This is a genomic window from Micromonospora sonneratiae (assembly GCF_042679305.1).
Lineage (GTDB): Bacteria > Actinomycetota > Actinomycetes > Mycobacteriales > Micromonosporaceae > Micromonospora_H > Micromonospora_H sonneratiae.
Genome location: NZ_JBHTMP010000055.1, coordinates 1 through 19,796, shown reverse-complemented (window position 1 = coordinate 19,796; position 19,796 = coordinate 1). Strand labels below are relative to the sequence as shown.

Sequence of the window (19,796 nt, the reverse complement as noted above, 5' to 3'; positions counted from 1 at the left end):
GTCCACCACCACCAACGGATCTACCGCCCCAGGTCACGGTGAGTCCGTTGCGGACCGAGCCGGTGCGCTGTCCCCCGCAGCGCGCCGGCTCACCCCGCACTCCGCTCCCGAAGGACAGCGGTCGACCGTCCACCCACGAGTCGTGCCGGCCAGTCTTCGCCGGCGGGGGTCGGCAGCGGCTGAGGCCATCGCCCGGCCTGACCACCAGCTCGCCCTGAGCCAGTGCCACGACGAGTCTTCACGGCCACGCAGCTGCTCGTCTCCCGTCGACCCTGCTGAAGGAGGCCAGTCCGCATGACCACCGAAGCAGCGATGCCCCAGCCCGGCCGCCGGGGAGCACAGTGGATGAGGATGCTGGTCGCCCACGTACGACCACACGGGACCACCTTCATCGTCGCCGCGGTGCTGCTACTGACATCGAGCCTGCTCGGACTGCTGCAGCCACTCGCCGCCAAGGGTCTCATCGACAGCCTTACCGGGGGCAGCCCCATCGGCCGGGCGCTGACCGTGCTGATGCTGCTCGTCGTGGTGGCCGCCATCCTGCTCGGGGTCGGCAACTATCTCATGTTGCGTACCGCCGAGTCGATCGTGCTGGACGGGCGCCGGGGGCTCGTCCAGCATCTCTTTCGCCTGTCCATCACGAGCATGCGCAGCCAGCAGCCGGGAGACCTGCTGGCCCGGGTCACCACGGACACCTCGATGCTGCGGCAGATCGCCAGCCAAGGGCTGATCGACCTGCTCACCGGTGGCGTGATGCTGCTCGGCGCGCTGCTCCTGATGGCGGTGCTCGATCTCGTGCTGCTCGGCATCACGGTGGCCGTCGTCCTGCTCCTGGTGCTCCTGCTGGCGGTGATCATGCCGAGGATCCGTACCGCCGCACTGCGGGCACAGGAGTCGGTGGGCACCATGGGGGCCGCCGTGGAGCGGGTGCTCGGCGCGTTCACCACGGTCAAGGCCTCCGGCACCGAAGCCGTCGAGATGGAACGGGTGGACGTGGCCTCCCGGGAGGCGTACCAGCAGGGACTCTCGCTGGCCCGGTGGAACTCGGTGGCCGGCACCGCAGCGGGGCTGGCCATCCAGGTCGCGTTCCTGGTCGTGCTCGGCGTGGGCGGTGCCCGGGTGGCCAACGGATCCATGACCGTGTCGGCACTGGTGGCATTTCTGCTGTACGTGGCCTACCTGACCCACCCCGTGCTCCAGTTGGTCAGCGCGAACAGCTTCCTACAGGCCGGTCGGGCGGCGCTGACCCGGATCATCGAGGTGACCGCGTTACCGGCCGAGCCACTGGCGCTGCCACCGTCCGGGCCCTCGCCAGCCACCACCGGCTCCGGCCCCACCCGGCGTACCTCGGGCGGAGCCGGCGACCTCGGGCCGGCGTCGGTGATCTTCGACCGGGTGTGGTTCACCTACCCCGGCCGGGACGAACCGGCCGTACGTGATCTCACGTTGACGGTGCCCGCCAGTGGACTGACCGCACTGGTCGGGCCATCCGGTTCCGGCAAGACGACCGTGCTCAGCCTGCTCGAACGGTTCTACGACCCGAACCGGGGACGCCTCTGGCTCGACGGCCGTGACCTGCGCAGGTGGGACCTCAATGAGCTACGGGCCAACATCGGTTACGTCGAACAGGACGTCGCGGTCCTGGCCGGCACACTACGCGAGAACATCGCGTACGCGACCCCGGGCGCCAGCGAGGCCGAGATCCGCGCGGTGCTCCGGACCACGCGGCTGCTGCCGCTGCTGGACCAGTTGGGCGGCGACCTCGACGCCGAGATCAAGCACCGGGGAGTGTCCCTGTCGGGCGGCGAACGGCAGCGGGTCGCCATTGCCCGGGCGTTGCTGCGCCGGCCACGGCTGCTGCTACTGGACGAGGCGACCTCACAACTCGACGCGACCAACGAGGCGGCCCTGCGGGACGTGATCCAGGAGATCTCGCACCACACGACGGTCATCGTGGTGGCACACCGGCTGTCCACGGTGCAGGACGCTGCCCAGATCGTGGTGATGCAGCACGGCCGGGCGCGGGCGACGGGCCGGCACACCACCCTCCTGCGTACCGACCCGCTCTACGCTGAACTGGCGGCGGAACAGGCACTGGTGTGATCCTGTCCGCGAGTTCGGGAGACGGTCGGCGTTCGGGGAGACAGTGGGGATGACGGAGGCAGCAGCGGTCGGCCATGGTCCCGGCACGGCCGCCCGGCTGGATGTGGTCGTGGTCGGCTCGGGCCCCAACGGACTGGCTGCGGCACTCGTCCTCGCCGGAGCCGGTCTTGCCGTCGAGGTGTACGAGGCGGCCGACACCATCGGTGGTGGTACCCGTACCGAGGAGTTGACGCTTCCCGGATACCGGCACGACGTGTGCTCGGCGGTGCACCCGATGGCCCTGGCGTCACCGTTCTTCCGGGCCTTCGACCTGGCCCGGCACGGTGTCGAGATGCTCCAGCCGGAGATTCCGTACGCCCACCCGCTCAACGGCGGCCGGGTCGGTCTGGCCTGGCGTGACCTGGACCGTACCGTCGAGGAGTTGGGCGTGGACGGGCCGGCCTGGCGGTCGCTGCTCGGTCCGCTGGTCGACCGGTGGCAGCCGCTCGTCGCGGACATCATGTCGGACTTCCGCAGCGTGCCCAGCCGGCCGGCCACCGCGTTGCGCCTGGCGATCCGAATGCTGGAGCAGGGGTCACCGTTGTGGTCGGCCCGGTTCCGGGGGCAGGTGGCACCAGCCCTGATCACCGGGGTGGCCGCACATGCCATCGCGCCACCCCGGGCGTTGGTGCCGGCCGGGGCGGGACTGCTGCTGGCCGCGCTCGGCCACGCCGTCGGCTGGCCCATTCCGCGTGGCGGCAGCGCGGCCATCAGCCGGGCGATGGCCGACGAACTTGTCCGACGTGGCGGACGGATCGTCACCGGCCGTCGAATCGAGAGCCTGGCGGAACTGCCTGCCGCCCGCGCCGTCCTGCTCGACGTCGCACCGGCCGGGTTGCTGCGCATCGCCGGCGACACGCTACCGGCCGGGTACGCACGCCAACTGCGCTCCTTCCGGTACGGAGGTGCCGCCTGCAAGGTCGACTTCGCGCTCTCCGGTCCGGTCCCGTGGACGGCCCGGGGCTGCGACCGGGCTGGCACACTGCACCTGGTCGGCTCCCGTCAGGAGTCGCTGGCGGCCGAACGGGCAGTGGCCGCCGGACGGCACGCGAGCCGTCCGTACGTCCTGGCCTCGCAGCCGGGCGTGGTGGACGACACTCGGGCCCCGGCCGGCCGGCAGGTGCTCTGGACGTACGCGCACGTCCCGAACGGCTCGCCCCGGGACGTCAGCGATCAGGTGATTGCCCAGGTGGAGCGGTTCGCGCCCGGGTTCCGCGACCTGATCCTGGCCAGGCGGGTGGTGACCGCCGCCGAGGCGCAGACGTACAACCCCAACTACGTCGGCGGTGACATCTCCGCCGGTGCGGCCTCACCGTGGCAGATGGTGATGCGGCCGGTGCCCCGTTGGGATCCGTACCGCACCCCGCTGCCCGGGGTGTATCTCTGCTCGTCGTCGACTCCACCCGGTCAGGCGGTGCACGGGATGGCCGGTGTGCACGCCGCCGGGCGGGTGCTTCGCCAGCGCTTCGGCGTGTACGCCGATCCACTGCGGTTCGTCGGGAACGGCAGTCGTCGCGTACACGATGCGGTCGCCACCGACCGCTAGGACACGGAACCCGGACGCGCTGCTCCGCGCCCGGTAAAGAACCCGGAGTAGGCAAGTCAGCCTCCTAGGATGCCTTAGCGGTTGTGGTGCACCACTCGAAACACCACCGACAGCGGGTCTGCGGGTCCGGGTCGAGGCGGCTGCGCAGAAAAAGGAAGACATCAAAGGCGTGTCAGGATCTGACCGTTGTGTGTACGGACAACGTCAAGACTGATTCCGTAACCGCACGGGTGATGTTTTTCTGGGCCCATGAGCCGTCGACCTTCAAGGGCCTAGTTGCGAAAGGACAGGTATGCCTGCCCCATATTCGGAAGGTTCTGCGCCCGAACCGGTGATACCGGGCCCGGCAGGTGGCTACCGCAATGCTCCGGTCGGGGCGCCGGGGTTCGATTCGTCGGCTCCCGAAATTGTCGATGGGCCGCCGGAACTGAACGGTGCGGTGTATGTGGACGTCGTCGCGCTGAACAAGGCGTTCGTGTTCGCCAGCATGGTGGCTGACCGGGCGGAGGGGGCAGCCCGACTGGTGGAAGGCGCGGTGCAACGGTCCGGCCCCGCACCGTGGGGTGACGATCCGGGACTGGGCCAGAGTTTCGGGCTGGTATTTGCCGAGCCCAGGCAGGCCCTGGTGAGCACCGTGGGAAAACTGGCGGTGGTGCTGCAGGAGGTGGCCGAAAAGCTGGAGCAGACCAAGCAGGTCTTCGCCGACGCCGAGGCCGAGGCGAACGTGACGGCGCGGTGGCGGCGAGGGCAGGATTAGTCGTGGTCGATGCGCATCACGTGCCGCCGGAACTACAGAACCTGTTGATGATCCTGGTCGGGAACAGGTGGCCGACCGGTGACGAGGCGGCACTTCGCGCCGAGGCTGCTGTGTGGCGGCAGGCCGCCGAGGCGATGCGGTCCTGTACCGACCGGTTGCTTGTCGTTCAGCGACTGGTGCATCAAGGGCTGACCGGTAGGACCCACCAGGCATTCGATGACTACATGACGCAATTGGTGGGGAAAGGGCAGGACGACGAGTCGGCTATCCTGCCGGTTCTTGCCCGCTGCTGTGATTCAGCCGCAGATTCTCTGGCGGAACTGGCAAACGAGATCCAGACATTACGGGTCACCATCATCGGCTGCCTGGTGGTGCTGTGGGCGCAGTTGATGATCGATCTGACGGTGTTGTTCTTTCTCGGTGGTGTGGCTAGAGCCGCCGCCGCGATCGCCGCCGCCAGGTCGGTCATGTTGCTGCTACTGCGACGTGCCATCACCACTGTCGTCACCCGCGTCGCCGAGTCGGTACTGGCACAGGTCGGCTTCACCCTGTTGGCCCAGGTCATCCAGTTGGTGGAGGGGCACCGTCAGTCGTTGAACGGGGCACAGTTGCGTACGGCCGCAATCAACGGGGCGGTCGGCGGTGCGGTGGGGGTTGGCGCGGGTTTCGTTGGCGGAGTGCTGCGTGCTGGTGCTGGCAAGCTGGTCGGCAACGTCGTTCTTTCGCCGGTGGGCAGGGTGACGGTGGATGTGGTCTGGGGCGCTGGATACGGGGCGCTGGCCGGTATGGCGGAGGGGGCCGCTCAGGATGCCGTCTTCGGCCTCTCCGGTGACTGGATCGCCGGCGCGGCCAACGGTGCCTTCAACGGGGCCTGGGGAGGGAGACACACTGCGATGAATCCCGGAAACAGGTTGTCGATGTCGCCAGCTGACCATCTCGAGGGCGCGCTTGACCGCTACTTCGACGGTTCAACCCATACGAAACCACCGACTGGTTCGAGCGAGGGCAAAACTGGTGGGGTGTCGTCGTCCACCGGGTCCAGGTCCGACGGGCCCAGGTTGTCCGAGGGCGGTGAGGGCCGTGAGGTCCGGCAGGACAGCCGGATGTCGAACGGGAACGAACTTCGTGACCTGCCTCCGGTCAGTGTCCCGCGGCACCTGCCTGTCGAACTGGAGAGCAATCCATGGAGCGGTGCGGTTGAACGCGATTCCTTCGGCTTCTTCGTTCGGGATCAGACTCCGGCCGGAACGCAGCCGTTGCCTGTCGTGCCGGGGAACAGGCCTCGGGGTGATGTGCCGGGCGATCGTGACCAGGTCGGCTCCCTGCGGAGCCTGCCTCCGGTAGGTACGCACCGGCCTTTGCCAACCGACCTGGAGAACGATCCGTGGCGTGATCAGTCTGGCGATGATGATCTCCCCGGAGTGCTGCACGACCCTCCGCTGGTCGATGTCGCTGCCTCGACGCACCGGCCGCTGCCTGCTGAGCTGGTGAGCAACCCGTGGATCGATCCGACTGATACGACCAGCCCGGTCAGCTACCGGTCGGAGGACCGGTAGGCGTTGCTGTGAGCAGGGTTCACGTCGCCGGTATGGCCCGCCTCGGTTGGTACGGTGATCATCATGGACCCGGCTTCGGTGCTTGACGCGTTCCGCCTGGAGTGTCGGCAGCTGGGCCAGGTGATGGCCAGCCTGTCCGGGGAGGAGTGGGTGCGTCCCACCGCGTGTGTTCCATGGCGGGTCTGCGATCTGTTGGGCCATGTCTGCGTGGTGCTCGCGTGGTTACCGGAAATGCTGGCAGCCGAGCCGCCGACGCATGCGGACGTCACGGCCGCAACGTACTACCGGCCGGACAGCCGGTTCGCCCCGGAGACGAACGCTGCCCGGATAGACCTGGCCCAGCAGCGCGCGGCAGCCCATCCGGACGGCAGAACGCTGGCCGACGACTTCGCCGCCACCTGGCAGCGGGCGGAGGAACTGTGTCGGGCTGAGCCGGAGGGGCGGGTGGTGCGTACCCGTCATGGTGACGCGATGCTCCTGTCGGACTTTCTGCTGACCCGGGTGGTGGAGGTGGCCGTACACGGCCTGGACTTTGCCGCAGCGTTGCAGCGGCGGCCCTGGCTGACCGAACCGGCCGGTCGCCTCGTGACGGAGTTGCTCCTCGGATCCGACGGCGTAGCGGCGATCCGGCAGCTCGGTTGGGACCGGCTGGGTTTTCTGGAGAAGGCCACCGGTCGGGCCCCGATCAGCGAGGCGGAGCATGCGCAGATCACCGGTCTGGGTATCCGCTGGCTGGCCCTGGGCTGATGCCTACCCGGTAGGGCCCGGAACCGGGCTGCAAGGAAGGCCGGCAGGGGGTCCTGGGCCACTGACGGCTACCGCTGATCGCCACGGATGAGGTACGAGTTTCGGTGGCGCGGTACCTGTTCATAATCGACCCGAACGACCGTTAAGCTAACCACATGTCGGTCGATGATCTTTTTCCGCCGGAGCGACTGGTCGTCGCTCGCCGGGCCGCCGCTGAGGCTGGCCTGGATGCGCTGCTCATTCCGCCCGGCTCCGACCTGCGTTACCTGACGGGCTACCACGCACACGCGCTGGAACGGCTCACCTGCCTGGTACTGCCCGTCGACGGCGAGCCGACCCTGATAGTGCCGACCCTGGAGCGCCCCGCCGCCGAGTCCTCGCCGGCGTCGGGCACCGGCGTACGCATCGTCGACCACCCTGACGGCGTCGACCCGTACCCCCTGGTCGTGAACGCCCTCGGCGGCCCGGTGAAGGTCGTCGGCCTGGGCGACCGGATGTGGGCGGAACAGGTCCTCGCCCTGCGGGCGGCCCTGCCGGGAGTGACCCAGCGGCTGGCCGGTGGGACGCTACGCGAGCTACGGGTACGCAAGACCCCGGCGGAGGTCGGGGCGCTGCGTGCAGCCGGTGCGGCGATAGACGCCGTGCACACCCGGATGGGGGAGTGGCTGCGTCCCGGTCGCACCGAGGCGCAGGTTGCCTCGGACATCGCGGTAGCGATCCGGGAGACCGGGCACGCCAGCGTCGACTTCGTGATCGTCGCTGCCGGTCCCAACGCGGCGAGCCCGCACCACGAACCAACCGGCCGCGTGATCGAAGCCGGTGATCCGGTGGTCGTCGACATCGGCGGCACGATGCCCTCCGGCTACTGCTCCGACTCCACCCGTACCTACGTCGCCGGCGGCCGTCCGCCGAGCGGCTTTGTGGACTACTACCGGGTGCTGCAGGTCGCCCAACAGGCGGCTGTTGCCGCAGTGCAACCCGGCGTCACCGCCGAAGCCGTGGACGCCGCGGCCCGGGCGATCATCACCGCCGCCGGTTACGGGGCGGCGTTCCTGCATCGGACCGGTCACGGCATCGGGCTGGACGGCCACGAGGACCCCTACATCGTGGCCGGCAACTCCCGCCCGCTGGAACCGGGCATGACCTTCTCCATCGAGCCGGGCATCTATCTGGCCGGCCGGCACGGCGCGCGCATCGAAGACATCGTCGTCTGTACCCCAGACGGCGTGGAACGGCTCAACACCACCCACACGGAGCTAGCCCAACTATGACGACTGTCGAACGGATCCTACCCACCGACGAGGCTCACGACCTGCTGGCCCTCGCCACCGAGCTCGCCGACCGCGAACTCGCCCCACGGGTGGCCGACTTCGAGAACCGCAGCGAGTTTCCACGCGAGGTGATCCGTACGCTCGGCCGAGCCGGTCTGCTCGGCCTGCCGTACCCCGAGGAGTACGGGGGAGCCGCCCAGCCGTACGAGGTCTACCTGCAGGTGCTCGAGATCCTGGCGAGCCGGTGGCTGGCCGTTGCCGAGGCGGTCAGCGTGCACACCCTGTCCTGCTACCCGGTCGCCACCTTCGGTAGCGAATCACTGCGCGCGATGCTGCCCGAGATGCTCGGTGGCGATCTGCTCGGGGCGTACTGCCTGTCGGAGCCACAGGGGGGATCCGATGCGGCAGCGCTGACCACTCGGGCACGGCGTGACGGCGACGATTTCGTCATCTCCGGCTCCAAGGCGTGGATCACCCATGCGGCCAGCGCCGACTTCTACAACGTCTTCTGTCGCACGGGCGGTGCGGGACCGACCGGCATCTCCTGTCTACTTGCCGACAGCGGTACGCCCGGCATCGTTCCGCAAACGGCGGAACGGACAATGGGACTGCGCTCTTCGCCGGTCGCGCAAATAGCCTTCGACGAGGCTCGGGTGCCCGTCGATCGAATCGTCGGAGACGAGGGCGCTGGTTTCCGGATTGCCATGACCGCATTGGATGCAGGCCGGCTCGGTATTGCCGCCTGCGCGGTCGGTCTGGCGCAGGCGGCCCTGGACTACGCAGTGGGCTATGCCCGGGAGCGGGAGCAGTTCGGTCGCTCGATCATCGATTTCCAGGGGCTTGGATTTCTGCTGGCCGACATGGCGACGCAGGTGTCCGCTGCTCGGGCGCTGACCCTGGCCGCAGCCCGGCTACGGGACAGGGGTCGTCCCTACTCCACGGAGGCAGCCAAGGCCAAGCTGTTCGCCACCGACATGGCGATGCGGGTGACCACCGATGCGGTACAGATCCTCGGTGGTGCCGGCTACGTAGCCGATCATCAGGTAGAACGGTTTATGCGAGAGGCAAAGGTGCTTCAGATCGTCGAGGGGACCAACCAGATCCAGCGAATGGTCATTTCCCGTTCCCTCGCGCGGTGAGGAACGACTCGACGCGCGATTGCGGCCTCCCCGAAAACCCATCGCTACGTGTAGGTTGCTGGCCGTGGAGGACATCGACCGGGCCATCATCGCTGCGCTGACCGTCGACGGCCGCATTTCCTATACGGATCTGGCGGAGAAGGTGGGCCTGTCGGTGTCCGCGGTGCATCAGCGGGTACGTCGGCTGGAACAGCGTGGGGTTATCAGGGGGTACGCGGCGAAGGTCTCATATGAGGCGTTGGACCTTCCCTTGACCGCGTTTGTGGCGATCCGGCCGTTCGACCCGTCGCAGCCGGACGACGCCCCGGAACGGCTGGCCCACCTACCGGAGATCGACTCGTGCTACTCGGTGGCAGGGGAGGACTTCTACATGCTGTTGGTCCGGGTGGCGAGTCCCGCCGACCTGGAGCGGCTGTTGCAGGAGATCCGTACCGCCGCGAACGTGACCACTCGTACCACCGTCGTTCTGTCCACGCCGTACGAAGGCAGACCACCACGGGTCGGCGAAGGTCACCCGGCCTAGGTGCGTCTCGTTGGTGGTTGTCCCGACCGGCTGATCCCGACCCGGATCAGCCGGTCGGCGCTGCTTTCAGGTCCGCCCCAGTCGTCAGTTGGTCGGGCTAGAGCACGCGTGTGATGCCTTCCGCTGCGATCCGGGCGTCGAGGCCGCTGTGGTCCAGATTGGCGCACAGTACGACCGATGCGCCGGCGGCCAACGGTGCCAGCAGCCATTTGAGAGGCTCCTCGTGTTCGGCCACGTCCACCAGTAGCCGGTCGCCCATGCGAAGGTCGAGCATGGCTGCGATCTCATGTGCCACGGCACCCCACTCCCGGAAGGTGGTGCCGTCAGGGCTTGCCACGTCGGTGCGCTGGATCGGCCCGGGTTCCACAATGTTGTCCGGGTACGAGCTGACCTCGGCCAGGTAGTCCCGGTAGCCGGTGGGCACCTCGTCCATCAGCGCGCCGTTGGGGGCGAGACCGAGCACGAACCGGTGCCGGGCCGCCGGCACCACCTCCAGCCAACTGTCCAGCCGTCGGGGTGTGACGAACACCGCCTCCAGCGGCTCTTCGTTGCCGGGTCCGACCGGCTTCAGGCCGCCAACCGCAAACGACCGGAACGACACGGCAACCCCTATCGACCAGGCGCCCAGCAGCACGGCTGCGGTCTGCCAGTGCGGCGGCAGCAGTACCGCAGCCCGGTCACCGATGCCCAGTTGGCACCCCTGGCGCAGCAGCCCTGCGGTACGGGCGGCCCACCCACCCAGCGCCGACGCGCTGAGTTCGGTCCGCTCACCGGTCGCGTCGTCGTAGTAGGTGAGCAGTGCACGATCGGTCGCGGCCACTGCGTCGCCTGCCAGCAGCGCGGTCAGGTCGGCAGTGGGCGTCGGTTGCATCGGGAGCCTCCAGGGGTGGTGGGCGGCAGCGGCGATTGGCTGTTTCTTCCGTCAGGCCTGTTCTGACGCTTGTTCCGCGGCCCGTTGGACCCGGCCACGGTGTTCCTCCCACCAGGCACGGTCTCCCGGTGGCAGGTTGCCCATCCCCTCTCGTAGGCCTGCGGATCCGTCGATGAGCTCCCGGACGATGTCAGCGTGTCCGGCATGTCGATGGGTCTCGGCGATCACGTGTACCAGGATGCGATGCAACGGCACCTTGTTGCGGTCCGGTGGCCACCAGGCCACGTGCCCGATCGCGTCGAGGGGGAGCGCCCCGATGGTCGCGTCCGAGTGTGCCCATGCTCGGCGGTACAGCCCGACGATTTGGTCACGTGACTCATCGGGGGTGGCCCACATGTCCACGTTGGCCTCGGCGTCATCGGCCAGCCAGGACGGTGGCTCGTCGACCGGACGTCCGAAGGTGTCGCCGAAGTAACCCATCTCGACACCGGCCACGTGCTTGACCAGTCCCAGCAGGTTGGTGCCGGTCGCTGTCAGAGGCCGGCGGATGTCGTACTCCGAGAGTCCATCGAGTTTCCATAACAGCGCCTCGCGGGCGACCTGCAGGTAGCGGTGGAGGTCCGCCTTCGGATCTGACTCAGTCATGCCGAGCAGCCTGCCATTCGGTTCGCCGAGTGTCGTTGCCGGGATCAGCTCGGGACGTTACCGCAGAACACCTAGCATCCTAGGACGCGTTAGAGGTGGTGTCCCCCTCCCAAACCTGCAACCACCCGGTTTTCACCGACCCCACGCGGGCATCCCCACATGAGCCGCAAGCGCCCACCCTCAGCAGGGCGCAGACCGGAGGGAGAGCAGGGTGAGCCTCACCGACAAGGCCAAGGCCAAAGCCGAGGAACTGATGGGTGGTACCAAGGAGAGGACCGGCGAGGCGACCGGTAAGGAGCAGCAGCAGCAGGGGGAACACCCCGACGAGAACATCGGCGCGAAGGCGAAACAGGCCGGTAAGCACGCAATGGAGGCGGGCCGGGAGGCCAAGGACATGTTCAAGCGCTGACCGGGCATCAGCGTGGGAGGGCATCACATTGTGATGCCCTCCCACGCTGTCGTGGTGCCCTGTCCACCCGCATCCCGGGCCGCTCCAAACGGCGGCCGGACCAGGAAGGGGCGCCAGTCAGAGTTCACCGGATGCCGTGTTCGGGTAGGGGCGGTGTGGTTGTCGAGGATCCGCTGGTAGCCCGTACGGTTCAGGTCGAGACTGGCGTAGCTGGGCTGAAGAACCATTCGGCCCGGCCGGACCGACATCGGGGCGTACTCTCTCGCCGCCTGATCAGCGGCGGCTGGAGCAACCCGATCAGGGAAGGGTGGCGGTTTCCTGCTGGACCCACCAGGCCTGGCCTGATTCGGGCAGGGTGTCGATCGGGTCGTAGTAGGCGAAGCGTCGGTTGAGTGCTTCGAGGTCTTCGGACTCGATCGAGGTGCGGTAGTTCTTGGTCCAGTACGAGATGCCCCGCTCGCGGTCGTACTCGGTGAGCATGTGTACCCATCGTTTGCCGACGAATGGCACGTCGCAGACGATCCGAGGGGTGGCGTAGCCGGGCAGGTAGCCCATGATGTCGTGTTGGAGCTGGTGGGCGTGCCAGACCGGTACCCGCCAGTGTTCGGCGTTGGGGATCATGTCGCACATGTAGAAGTAGTACGGCAGGATTCCGGCCTCGCCCTGCAACGCGAAGCACAGGTCGAGCAGGTCGGGGGCGCTGGCGTTGACGCCCCGCATCAGTACTCCCTGGTTGCGGACGTCGCGTACGCCGACCTCGAGGGCGGTCTGTGCGGCCCGGGCAACCAGTGGGGTGAGTGACTGGGCGTGGTTGACGTGGGTGTGGATGGCCAGGTTGACGCCCCGACGGGCGGCGGTGCGGGCGACCCGTTCGAGTCCTTCGACGACGTCGGGTTGTAGCCAGTGTTGGGGTAGGCCCATCAGTGCCTTGGTGGCCAGCCGGATGTCGCGGATCGTCTCGATCTCCAGCAGTCGCATCAGGTACGACTCGAGGTTGCGCCAGGGCACGTTGGCCACGTCGCCGCCGGAGACCACTACGTCCCGTACGCCGGGGTGGGTCTTGAGGTAGTTGATGTGGGCGTCGTAGCGGTCGACCGGCTTGAGGGTCAGCTTGAGCTTGTCCACCGCGGGTGTGGAGTTGCCGACGAGGTCCATCCGGGTGCAGTGCCCGCAGTACTGGGGGCAGGTGGACAGCAGTTCGGCGAGCACCTTGGTGGGGTACCGGTGGGTGAGCCCTTCGGCGACCCACATGTCGTGCTCGTGGAGGGAGTCGCGGGTGGCGTACGGGTGTGACGGCCAGTCGGTGCGCCGGTCCGAGGCGACGGGGATCATGTAGCGGCGGACCGGGTCGGCCAGGAACGCCTCGGTGCTCATCGGTTCGAACGGCACCATGGTGTTGAGCATCTGCGGGGGCACCAGCATGGACATGGTGGCCAGGGCCTTCTGGTCGGCCTCGAGGTCGGCGTAGAAGGTTTCGTCGACGAGGTCGCCGAGCACGGTGCGTAGCTGCTTGATGTTCTTGACGCAGTTGACCCGTTGCCATTGGGCGGATTCCCACTGTTCGCGGGTGACGTGGCGCCAGCCGGGGAAGCGGGTCCAGTCGGGTTCGACGAGGGGCCGACGGCGGTATTCGTAGGGCTGGCCGGCGGTGGGTTGCGGGGCGCTGGCCGGGGCGTGGCGGGGTTGAGGGATGACCTCAACCGGTTGTGTCTGTGTCACGAACCCTCCTCATGGTCCAGCGCGTTCCTGATCGCGGCACGAAGGCTACTGGAAAATATCCTGTGAAGAAACTATTCTGCCGGAAGTTTTCCCGTCATACGACCGGCTGGGAGTCGTGTTGCGGGTGGGATGGGAGTGGCGCGATGACATCTCCAGTGGGTCTGCACCGGGTGGTCGAGCCGGCGGGGGTACTGCCGCAGGCGGCGCGGCGGCTCGACGCGAGGCCGGAGATCGGTGCTGACGAGGTGCGGATCCGGGTCGAGCGGTTGAACCTCGACGCGGCCAGCTTCCGTCAACTCTCGGAGAAGCACGGCGGGGACGGCGCGGCTGTCCGGGCCGAGGTGCTGGAGATCATCAACAGTCGCGGCAAGATGCACAATCCGGTCACCGGGTCGGGTGGCATGTTGATCGGTGTCGTGGACGAGGTCGGTCCCGACTCTCCGTTGCCGGTCAAGCCGGGTGACCGGGTGGCCACCCTCGTCTCGCTCACCCTGACCCCGCTGGTCGTCTCCGACGGCCTCGCCTCCTGGGACGGACGTAGCGAGCAGGTGCCGTGCGCCGGGCATGCGATCCTGTTCGCCCGGTCGATCGCGGCGGTGCTGCCTGACGATCTGGATCCGCAGTTGTCGTTGGCGGTGCTGGACGTGTGTGGTGCTCCGGCGTTGACCGCCCGGGTGGTTGCCGGTTATGACCGGCCGACGGTGGCGGTGATCGGGGGCGCGGGTAAGAGCGGGTCGTTGTCGTTGGCGGCGGCGGTGCGGGCGGGCGCGGGTCGTACGGTGGGGGTGGTGCCGGTGCCCGCCGAGCGGGACCGGCTGGTGGCTGCCGGGTTGGCGTCGGATGTGGTGTTGGCCGATGCCCGCGATCCGGTGGCGCTGTCGACGGCGGTGGCCGGGGCGTTGGGCGGTCCGGCGGATGTGACCGTGGTGTGTGTGGATGTGCCGGGTTGTGAGCATGGGGCGATCCTGGCGACGGCCGACGGCGGCACGGTGATCTTTTTTTCGATGGCGACGAGTTTCGCGGCGGCGGCATTGGGCGCGGAGGGCCTGGCGGCGGACGTGACCATGCTGGTGGGCAACGGGTACGTGCCGGGTCATGCCGAGTTGGCGCTGTCGTTGGTGCGGGATGTTGCCGGGGTACGGGATCTTTTCACGGCTCGACTCACGGCAGACTGAGTGCCATGACGAACCCCTCGACTCTTTACCGCGGCGGGCAGCTCTACTGTCCGGCGGATCCGCAGGCGACGGCATTGCTGGTACGGGATGGGCGGATTGCCTGGTTGGGCGTTGACGTTGACGCGCCGGCCGCCGATCAGGTGGTCGACCTTGACGGGGCGCTGGTGACGCCGGCGTTCGTGGATGCGCACATGCATGCCACCGGCACGGGGTTGACGCTGACCGGACTGGATCTGACGGAGGTCGGGTCGGCGACGGAGATCCTCGACGCGTTGGCGGTGTTCGCGGCGGGTCTGCCGGCGGACGCCATGGTGTTCGGCAACGGGTGGGACGAGTCTCGGTGGTCGCGGCCGGAGTTGCCGACGGCGCAGGAGCTGGATCGGGCAGCGCAGGGGCGGCGGGTCTACCTGTCGCGGGTCTGTGGGCATTCGGCGCTGTGTTCCACGGCGATGATGACTGCCGATCCGCGGGCGGCGGGGCTGGTTGGTTACGACGAGTCGGGCTGGTTGCGGCTGGACGCCCACCATCTGGTGGCGGAGCTCGCGTTCGGGTCGTTCTCCCCGGCCCAGCGCACTGCGGTGCAGCGGGCGGCGTTGCGGCGGGCGGCGTCGCTGGGTGTCGCGGCGGTGCACGAGTGCGCCGGTCCGGGGACGTCGGACGAGAACGACCTGATGAGCGTGTTGGCGCTGTCCGGGGCCGGGCTGCCGGAGGTGTACGGCTACTGGGGCGAGTTGATGGCCTCGGCGAAGGCCCGTGAGCTGGGTGCGGTCGGTGCCGGTGGGGATCTGTATGCCGACGGGGCGTTGGGGTCGCGTACGGCGTTCCTGTCCGAGTCCTATCTGGATGGTGCCGGCTGCGGTCATGGCTATGTCACCGCCGAGCAGGTGCGTGACCATCTGTTGGACTGTGCCGAGCATGGGATGCAGGGCGGGTTCCACGCGATCGGGGATGCGGCGATCGGCACGGTGGTGGCGGGTTTCGGTCTGGCGGCGCGAACCCTCGGGGTGGAGCGGCTGCGGGCGGCGCGGCACCGGGTCGAGCATGCCGAGATCATGAACAAGGCGACGATTGCCGGGTTCGTGGAGTTCGGGATCGTGGCCAGTGTGCAGCCGGCGTTCGACCGGCTGTGGGGTGGCGAGCACCAGATGTATGCGTCCCGGTTGGGGGTGGCCCGGTCGTTGGAGTCCAATCCGATGGGGGCGATGCACTCGGTCGGGGTGATGTTGGCGCTCGGGTCGGATGCGCCGGTGACGCCGTTGGACCCGTGGGGGTCGGTGCGGGCGGCGATGTCGCACTTCAATCCGGCGCAGCGGTTGAGTGTGAAGGCGGCGTTCGCGGCGCATACCCGGGGCGGCTGGCGGGCGGTGCACCGCGACGACGAGGGGGTGCTGGTGCCGGGGGCGCCGGCGACTTTTGCGGTCTGGTCGACGCCTGCGGGGCTGGACCGTGGGTTGCCGGTGCTGGTGTCGGAGGTGGCGGAGTTGCGGGGGCCGCAGGATCCGACGCCGTTGCCGGTGTGTCGCCGTACGGTGCTGCGCGGCGAGGTGATCTATGAGGAGGGAACCCCGTGAGTGGAAAGCTTGCCCTGGACCCGGTGTTGGTGGGTCGGGCGCGGGATTTGGCGCGTCGGGCGGGTCAGCCGGTGGTGGATCTGGCCCGTAGTCACACGACCGTTTCGGTGGAGCGGGCGGTGTTGCGGCTGGCCGGGGTGACCGGGGCGGATCCGGACGGGATTCCGTGGGTGAACCGGCTGGTGGACGCCGTGGTCGCCGATGTGGGGTTGGCGCACGGGGTGGCCCTGCCGGTGTTCGACGCCCTGGCCCGGGAGGGGCTGGACGATCTGACGTTGCTGGCGCAGAAGGCGGCGGCGGGGTCGGTGCGGTTCACCATCCCGCAGGGCCGGGCGGCGACGGCTGCCCGGCGGGCGTCGCGTCGGGCGGTCGGGGCCGGGATACGGCTGATCGACCGGCGGCGGGCGGAGCGGGAGCGGCTGGTCAAGCGGTGGGGTGACCCGAAGCAGCGGCCGTGGATCTATCTGATCGTGGCGACCGGGGACATCTACGAGGACATTCCGCAGGCGCAGGCGGCGGCTCGGGCGGGTGCGGACGTGATCGCGGTGATCCGGTCGACCGGTCAGTCGTTGCTGGACTATGTGCCGGAGGGGGCGACCCGGGAGGGTTTCGCCGGGACGTACGCGACGCAGGAGAACTTCCGGTTGATGCGGGCGGCGTTGGATGCCTCGTCGAAGGAGTTGGGGCGTTATGTGCGGTTGACCAATTACGCGTCGGGGTTGTGTATGCCGGAGATGGCGACCCTGGCCGGGTTGGAGCGGCTGGACATGATGCTCAACGATTCGATGTACGGGATCCTGTTCCGGGACATCAATCCGATCCGGACGTTCGTCGACCAGCGGTTCTCCCGGCAGGTGCATGCCCGGGCGGGGATCATCATCAACACCGGTGAGGACAACTACCTGACCACCGCCGATGCGGTGGACGAGGCGCACACGGTGACGGTGTCGCAGCTGCTGAACGAGTTCTTCGCCCACGAGGCGGGGTTGGCGGACTGGCAGTTGGGGCTGGGGCACGCGTTTGAGATCAACCCGGATGTGCCGGAGTCGTTCCGGTTGGAGTTGGCGCATGCGCTGTTGGCCCGGGAGCTGTTTCCGGATGCGCCGTTGAAGTGGATGCCGCCGACGAAGCACATGACCGGTGACGTGTTCCGGGGGAATCTGCTGGACGGGTTCTTCAACCTGGTGGGGACGATGACCGGGCAGGGCATTCTGCTGGTGGGGATGATGACCGAGGCGGTGGTGACGCCGTGGTTGTCGGATCGGGACATCGCCCTGCAGAACGTGCGGTACGTGCTGGGTGCGGCGGGCGGGTTGCACGAGGATTTCGTGCCGGCGCCGGGCGGGTTCATCCAGAGCCGGGCCAACCGGGTGCTCGGTGCGGCGGTGGATCTGTTGGAGCGTATCGGGGACGAGACGTTGTTGACGGCGATCGCCGAGGGCACGTTCGGGATCATGAAGCGGCCGGCTGACCGGGGCAAGGGGCTGGACGGGGTGGCCGCGCAGGCTGACGGCTACTACAACCCGGCCACGGAGATCCTGGAGAGCCCGGTGCCGGCCGCCAGGGCGGAGGAGGGGCGATGAGCGGGCCGATCGTGCGACCGTACGGGGACACCACCGGTGACGGCATGGTGCAGATGTCGTTCACGCTGCCGGTGCCGCACGACAAGCGGGCCGAGGGTGCGGCGTTGCAGCTGGCCGGGAAGATGGGCATGGACCCGGCGATGCTGGTGCATGCCAAACAGATGGGTGATGGGTTCACCTTCTTCGTCGTGTACGGGCGGGTGAACCACCTGGTCGACCTGTCGGCCGTGCAGGTGGTCGAACGTGACTTTCCGCTGCTGTCGGCCAAGGAGGTCAACGCGGTGGTCAAGCGCCGGTTACGGCGCAAGTTGTCCGTGGTCGGGGCCTGTATCGGCACCGACGCGCACACCGTCGGCATCGACGCGATCCTCAACGTCAAGGGCATCGCCGGGGAGAAGGGCCTGGAGTACTACCGGGAGTTGAAGGTGACCAACCTGGGTGCGCAGGTGAGCGTGCCGGACCTGGTGGAGGCGGCCCGGGCGGAGCGCGCCGACGCGGTCCTGGTGTCCCAGGTGGTCACCCAGCGCGACGCGCACCTGCACAACACCCGGGAGATGTCGGCGGCGTTCCGGGAGGCGATGCCGGCCGGGAAACGGCCGCTGTTGATCGTCGGTGGTCCCCGGTTCGACGAGATGATGACCGCCGAGCTGGGGGTGGACCGCATCTTCGGGCGGGGCACCACCCCCGGTGAGGTGGCCAGTTACCTGGTGCATGCGTTGATCACACAGAAGGCGAAGGCTTCGGCATGACTGATCCCCGACTCGGGTTGACCGTTACCCACCGGCGCTATGTGCCGTACTCCCACGCCCACTACGCCGGTGACCTGGTCGACGGGGCGTACGCGTTGGGTCTGTTCGGGGACGTGGCCACGGAGGTGTGCATCCGTACCGATGGTGACGAGGGGTTGTTCGCGTCGTACTCCGACGTGCAGTTTCGTGGCCCGATCCGGGCCGGGGATGTGTTGGAGACGGTGGCGACGGTGACCCGGGTGGGTAACCGCAGCCGCACCATCGACTTCGAGTGCCGGGTGGTGTGTCGGGGGCGGCCCGAGCTGGGCACGTCGGCGGCGCAGGTGTTGGATCCGCCGCTGGTGGCGGTGACGGCCACCGGCACGGTGGTGGTGCCGGTGGCCGCCCCGGCGGCGTCGCCGGGGGCCGTGTCCGAGGTGCTGTGACGTGTACGCGGTCTGCGCCGACGTCGGTTCCACGTGTACGAAGGTCGCGGTCGTGGACCTCGACGACGGGCAGTTGGCTGCGACGGCCAGTCACCCGACGACCGTCGCCACGGACGTGTTGCACGGCCTGGACGCGGCCGTCGCGCAGGCCACGGCGGGGTTGGCTGCCGGGCCGATGCCCTGGTACGTCTGTTCGTCGGCGGGCGGTGGGCTGCGTCTGGCGGTGATCGGCTACGAGGAGCTGGTCACCGCGCAGGCCGGGCACCGGGTGGGTCTGTCGGCCGGTGCCCGGGTGGTGCACGTGGCCGCCGGGCGGCTGGACGGGCCGGGGCTGACCGCGTTACGGGCGGCCCGCCCGGACGTGGTGCTGCTGGTCGGCGGCACTGACGGCGGTGACGCCGAGGTGCTGACCCACAACGCGACCCGGCTGGCCCGGGCCCGGTGGCGGGTGCCGGTGGTGCTGGCCGGCAACGGCGATGTCCGGGACCCGGTGACGCAGTTGCTGACCGACCGGGGGGTGCCGGTTACCGCAGCCGACAACGTGCTGCCCCGGATCGGGGTGTTGCGGCCCGGCCCGGCCCGTGAGGCGATCCGTGAGGTGTTCCTGCGTCATGTGATCGGCGGCAAGCGGCTGTCCCGGGGGCGCCGGTTCGCCGACCTGGTACGGGCGGCCACCCCGGACGCGGTGCTGACCGGGGTGGAGTTGCTGGCCGACCACGTCGGCGGCGACCTGGTGGTGGTGGATGTGGGCGGGGCGACCACCGACGTGTACTCGGCGTTGACCCCGGACGAGCGGGCCAGCGGCCCGAGTCAGGCGGCGGCCGGGACCCTGTGGCGGGCCCGTACGGTCGAAGGTGACCTGGGGATGCGGTGGTCCGCGCCCGGGGTGGTGCAGGCCGCCGTGGCGGAGCGGATGCTCACCGACGGCCAGCAGCGGGCCCTGGCGGGGCCGGCGGCGGCCCGGGCGG

18 protein-coding genes are annotated in these 19,796 nt (G+C 68.8%); 15 read left to right on the top strand and 3 right to left on the bottom strand.

What is annotated here, in order from left to right; genetic code table 11:
• Positions 1-294: 294 nt before the first annotated feature.
• From ACFQ4H_RS26720 to ACFQ4H_RS26685, 8 genes are all read left to right on the top strand, one after another.
• A complete protein-coding gene (locus ACFQ4H_RS26720; RefSeq protein ID WP_377575727.1) occupies positions 295-2,103 on the top strand; it encodes an ABC transporter ATP-binding protein in 1,809 nt (602 codons plus the stop codon).
• Between the two features lie 49 nt (positions 2,104-2,152).
• Positions 2,153-3,688 carry a phytoene desaturase family protein gene (locus ACFQ4H_RS26715; protein ID WP_377575724.1) on the top strand — a complete coding sequence of 512 codons (1,536 nt, stop codon included), beginning with the start codon at positions 2,153-2,155 and terminating at the stop codon, positions 3,686-3,688.
• A 445-nt stretch (positions 3,689-4,133) separates the two neighbouring features.
• A complete protein-coding gene (locus ACFQ4H_RS26710) occupies positions 4,134-4,445 on the top strand; it encodes a hypothetical protein (protein ID WP_377575722.1) in 312 nt (103 codons plus the stop codon).
• A 2-nt stretch (positions 4,446-4,447) separates the two neighbouring features.
• Positions 4,448-6,001: a WXG100-like domain-containing protein gene (locus ACFQ4H_RS26705; RefSeq protein WP_377575719.1), complete on the top strand. Its 1,554-nt coding sequence runs from the start codon at positions 4,448-4,450 to the stop codon at positions 5,999-6,001.
• A 63-nt stretch (positions 6,002-6,064) separates the two neighbouring features.
• Complete coding sequence (locus ACFQ4H_RS26700) at positions 6,065-6,748, top strand: maleylpyruvate isomerase N-terminal domain-containing protein (RefSeq protein ID WP_377575717.1); 684 nt, start codon at positions 6,065-6,067, stop codon at positions 6,746-6,748.
• Between the two features lie 155 nt (positions 6,749-6,903).
• Positions 6,904-8,019 carry a M24 family metallopeptidase gene (locus ACFQ4H_RS26695; RefSeq protein ID WP_377575715.1) on the top strand — a complete coding sequence of 372 codons (1,116 nt, stop codon included), beginning with the start codon at positions 6,904-6,906 and terminating at the stop codon, positions 8,017-8,019.
• Positions 8,016-9,158: an acyl-CoA dehydrogenase family protein gene (locus tag ACFQ4H_RS26690; RefSeq protein ID WP_377575712.1), complete on the top strand. Its 1,143-nt coding sequence runs from the start codon at positions 8,016-8,018 to the stop codon at positions 9,156-9,158. Before ACFQ4H_RS26695 ends, ACFQ4H_RS26690 begins: the two co-directional genes overlap by 4 nt.
• 64 nt (positions 9,159-9,222) lie before the next feature.
• A complete protein-coding gene (locus ACFQ4H_RS26685; protein ID WP_377575709.1) occupies positions 9,223-9,681 on the top strand; it encodes an Lrp/AsnC family transcriptional regulator in 459 nt (152 codons plus the stop codon).
• A gap of 97 nt (positions 9,682-9,778) precedes the next feature.
• On the opposite strand, the gene ACFQ4H_RS26680 is transcribed toward ACFQ4H_RS26685, so the two are convergent.
• Both ACFQ4H_RS26680 and ACFQ4H_RS26675 read right to left on the bottom strand, forming a co-directional pair.
• Entirely contained in the window at positions 9,779-10,552 is a 774-nt protein-coding gene (locus tag ACFQ4H_RS26680; protein WP_377575706.1) for a TIGR03089 family protein, read from the bottom strand.
• Positions 10,553-10,603: 51 nt separating this feature from the next.
• Positions 10,604-11,197 carry a DinB family protein gene (locus tag ACFQ4H_RS26675; RefSeq protein WP_377575703.1) on the bottom strand — a complete coding sequence of 198 codons (594 nt, stop codon included), beginning with the start codon at positions 11,195-11,197 and terminating at the stop codon, positions 10,604-10,606.
• Between the two features lie 211 nt (positions 11,198-11,408).
• On the opposite strand from ACFQ4H_RS26675, the gene ACFQ4H_RS26670 reads away from it, so the two are divergent.
• Positions 11,409-11,606 (top strand): CsbD family protein, encoded by a 198-nt coding sequence (locus ACFQ4H_RS26670; protein WP_377575700.1) that lies wholly within the window; start codon positions 11,409-11,411, stop codon positions 11,604-11,606.
• Positions 11,607-11,903: 297 nt separating this feature from the next.
• Here the strand turns inward: ACFQ4H_RS26670 and ACFQ4H_RS26665 are convergent, their stop codons facing one another.
• The gene (locus tag ACFQ4H_RS26665; RefSeq protein WP_377575696.1) at positions 11,904-13,325 is read right to left on the bottom strand and encodes a KamA family radical SAM protein; all 1,422 of its coding nucleotides are present in this window, start codon (positions 13,323-13,325) and stop codon (positions 11,904-11,906) included.
• Positions 13,326-13,468: 143 nt separating this feature from the next.
• Between ACFQ4H_RS26665 and kdd the strand changes: the two genes are divergently transcribed.
• From kdd to ACFQ4H_RS26635, 6 genes are all read left to right on the top strand, one after another.
• Positions 13,469-14,500, top strand: a complete 1,032-nt coding sequence (kdd, locus tag ACFQ4H_RS26660) for an L-erythro-3,5-diaminohexanoate dehydrogenase (RefSeq protein WP_377575693.1) — start codon at positions 13,469-13,471, stop codon at positions 14,498-14,500.
• A gap of 5 nt (positions 14,501-14,505) precedes the next feature.
• Positions 14,506-16,071 carry an amidohydrolase gene (locus ACFQ4H_RS26655; protein WP_377575690.1) on the top strand — a complete coding sequence of 522 codons (1,566 nt, stop codon included), beginning with the start codon at positions 14,506-14,508 and terminating at the stop codon, positions 16,069-16,071.
• Positions 16,068-17,654 (top strand): lysine 5,6-aminomutase subunit alpha, encoded by a 1,587-nt coding sequence (kamD, locus tag ACFQ4H_RS26650; protein ID WP_377575687.1) that lies wholly within the window; start codon positions 16,068-16,070, stop codon positions 17,652-17,654. Before ACFQ4H_RS26655 ends, kamD begins: the two co-directional genes overlap by 4 nt.
• A complete protein-coding gene (kamE, locus tag ACFQ4H_RS26645; RefSeq protein WP_377575684.1) occupies positions 17,651-18,403 on the top strand; it encodes a lysine 5,6-aminomutase subunit beta in 753 nt (250 codons plus the stop codon). Before kamD ends, kamE begins: the two co-directional genes overlap by 4 nt.
• A complete protein-coding gene (kal, locus tag ACFQ4H_RS26640; protein WP_377575681.1) occupies positions 18,400-18,828 on the top strand; it encodes a 3-aminobutyryl-CoA ammonia lyase in 429 nt (142 codons plus the stop codon). The genes kamE and kal overlap by 4 nt, the downstream gene beginning before the upstream one ends.
• A 1-nt stretch (position 18,829) precedes the next feature.
• The coding region (locus ACFQ4H_RS26635; protein ID WP_377575678.1) for a glutamate mutase L at positions 18,830-19,796 on the top strand (967 nt) is incomplete at its 3' end.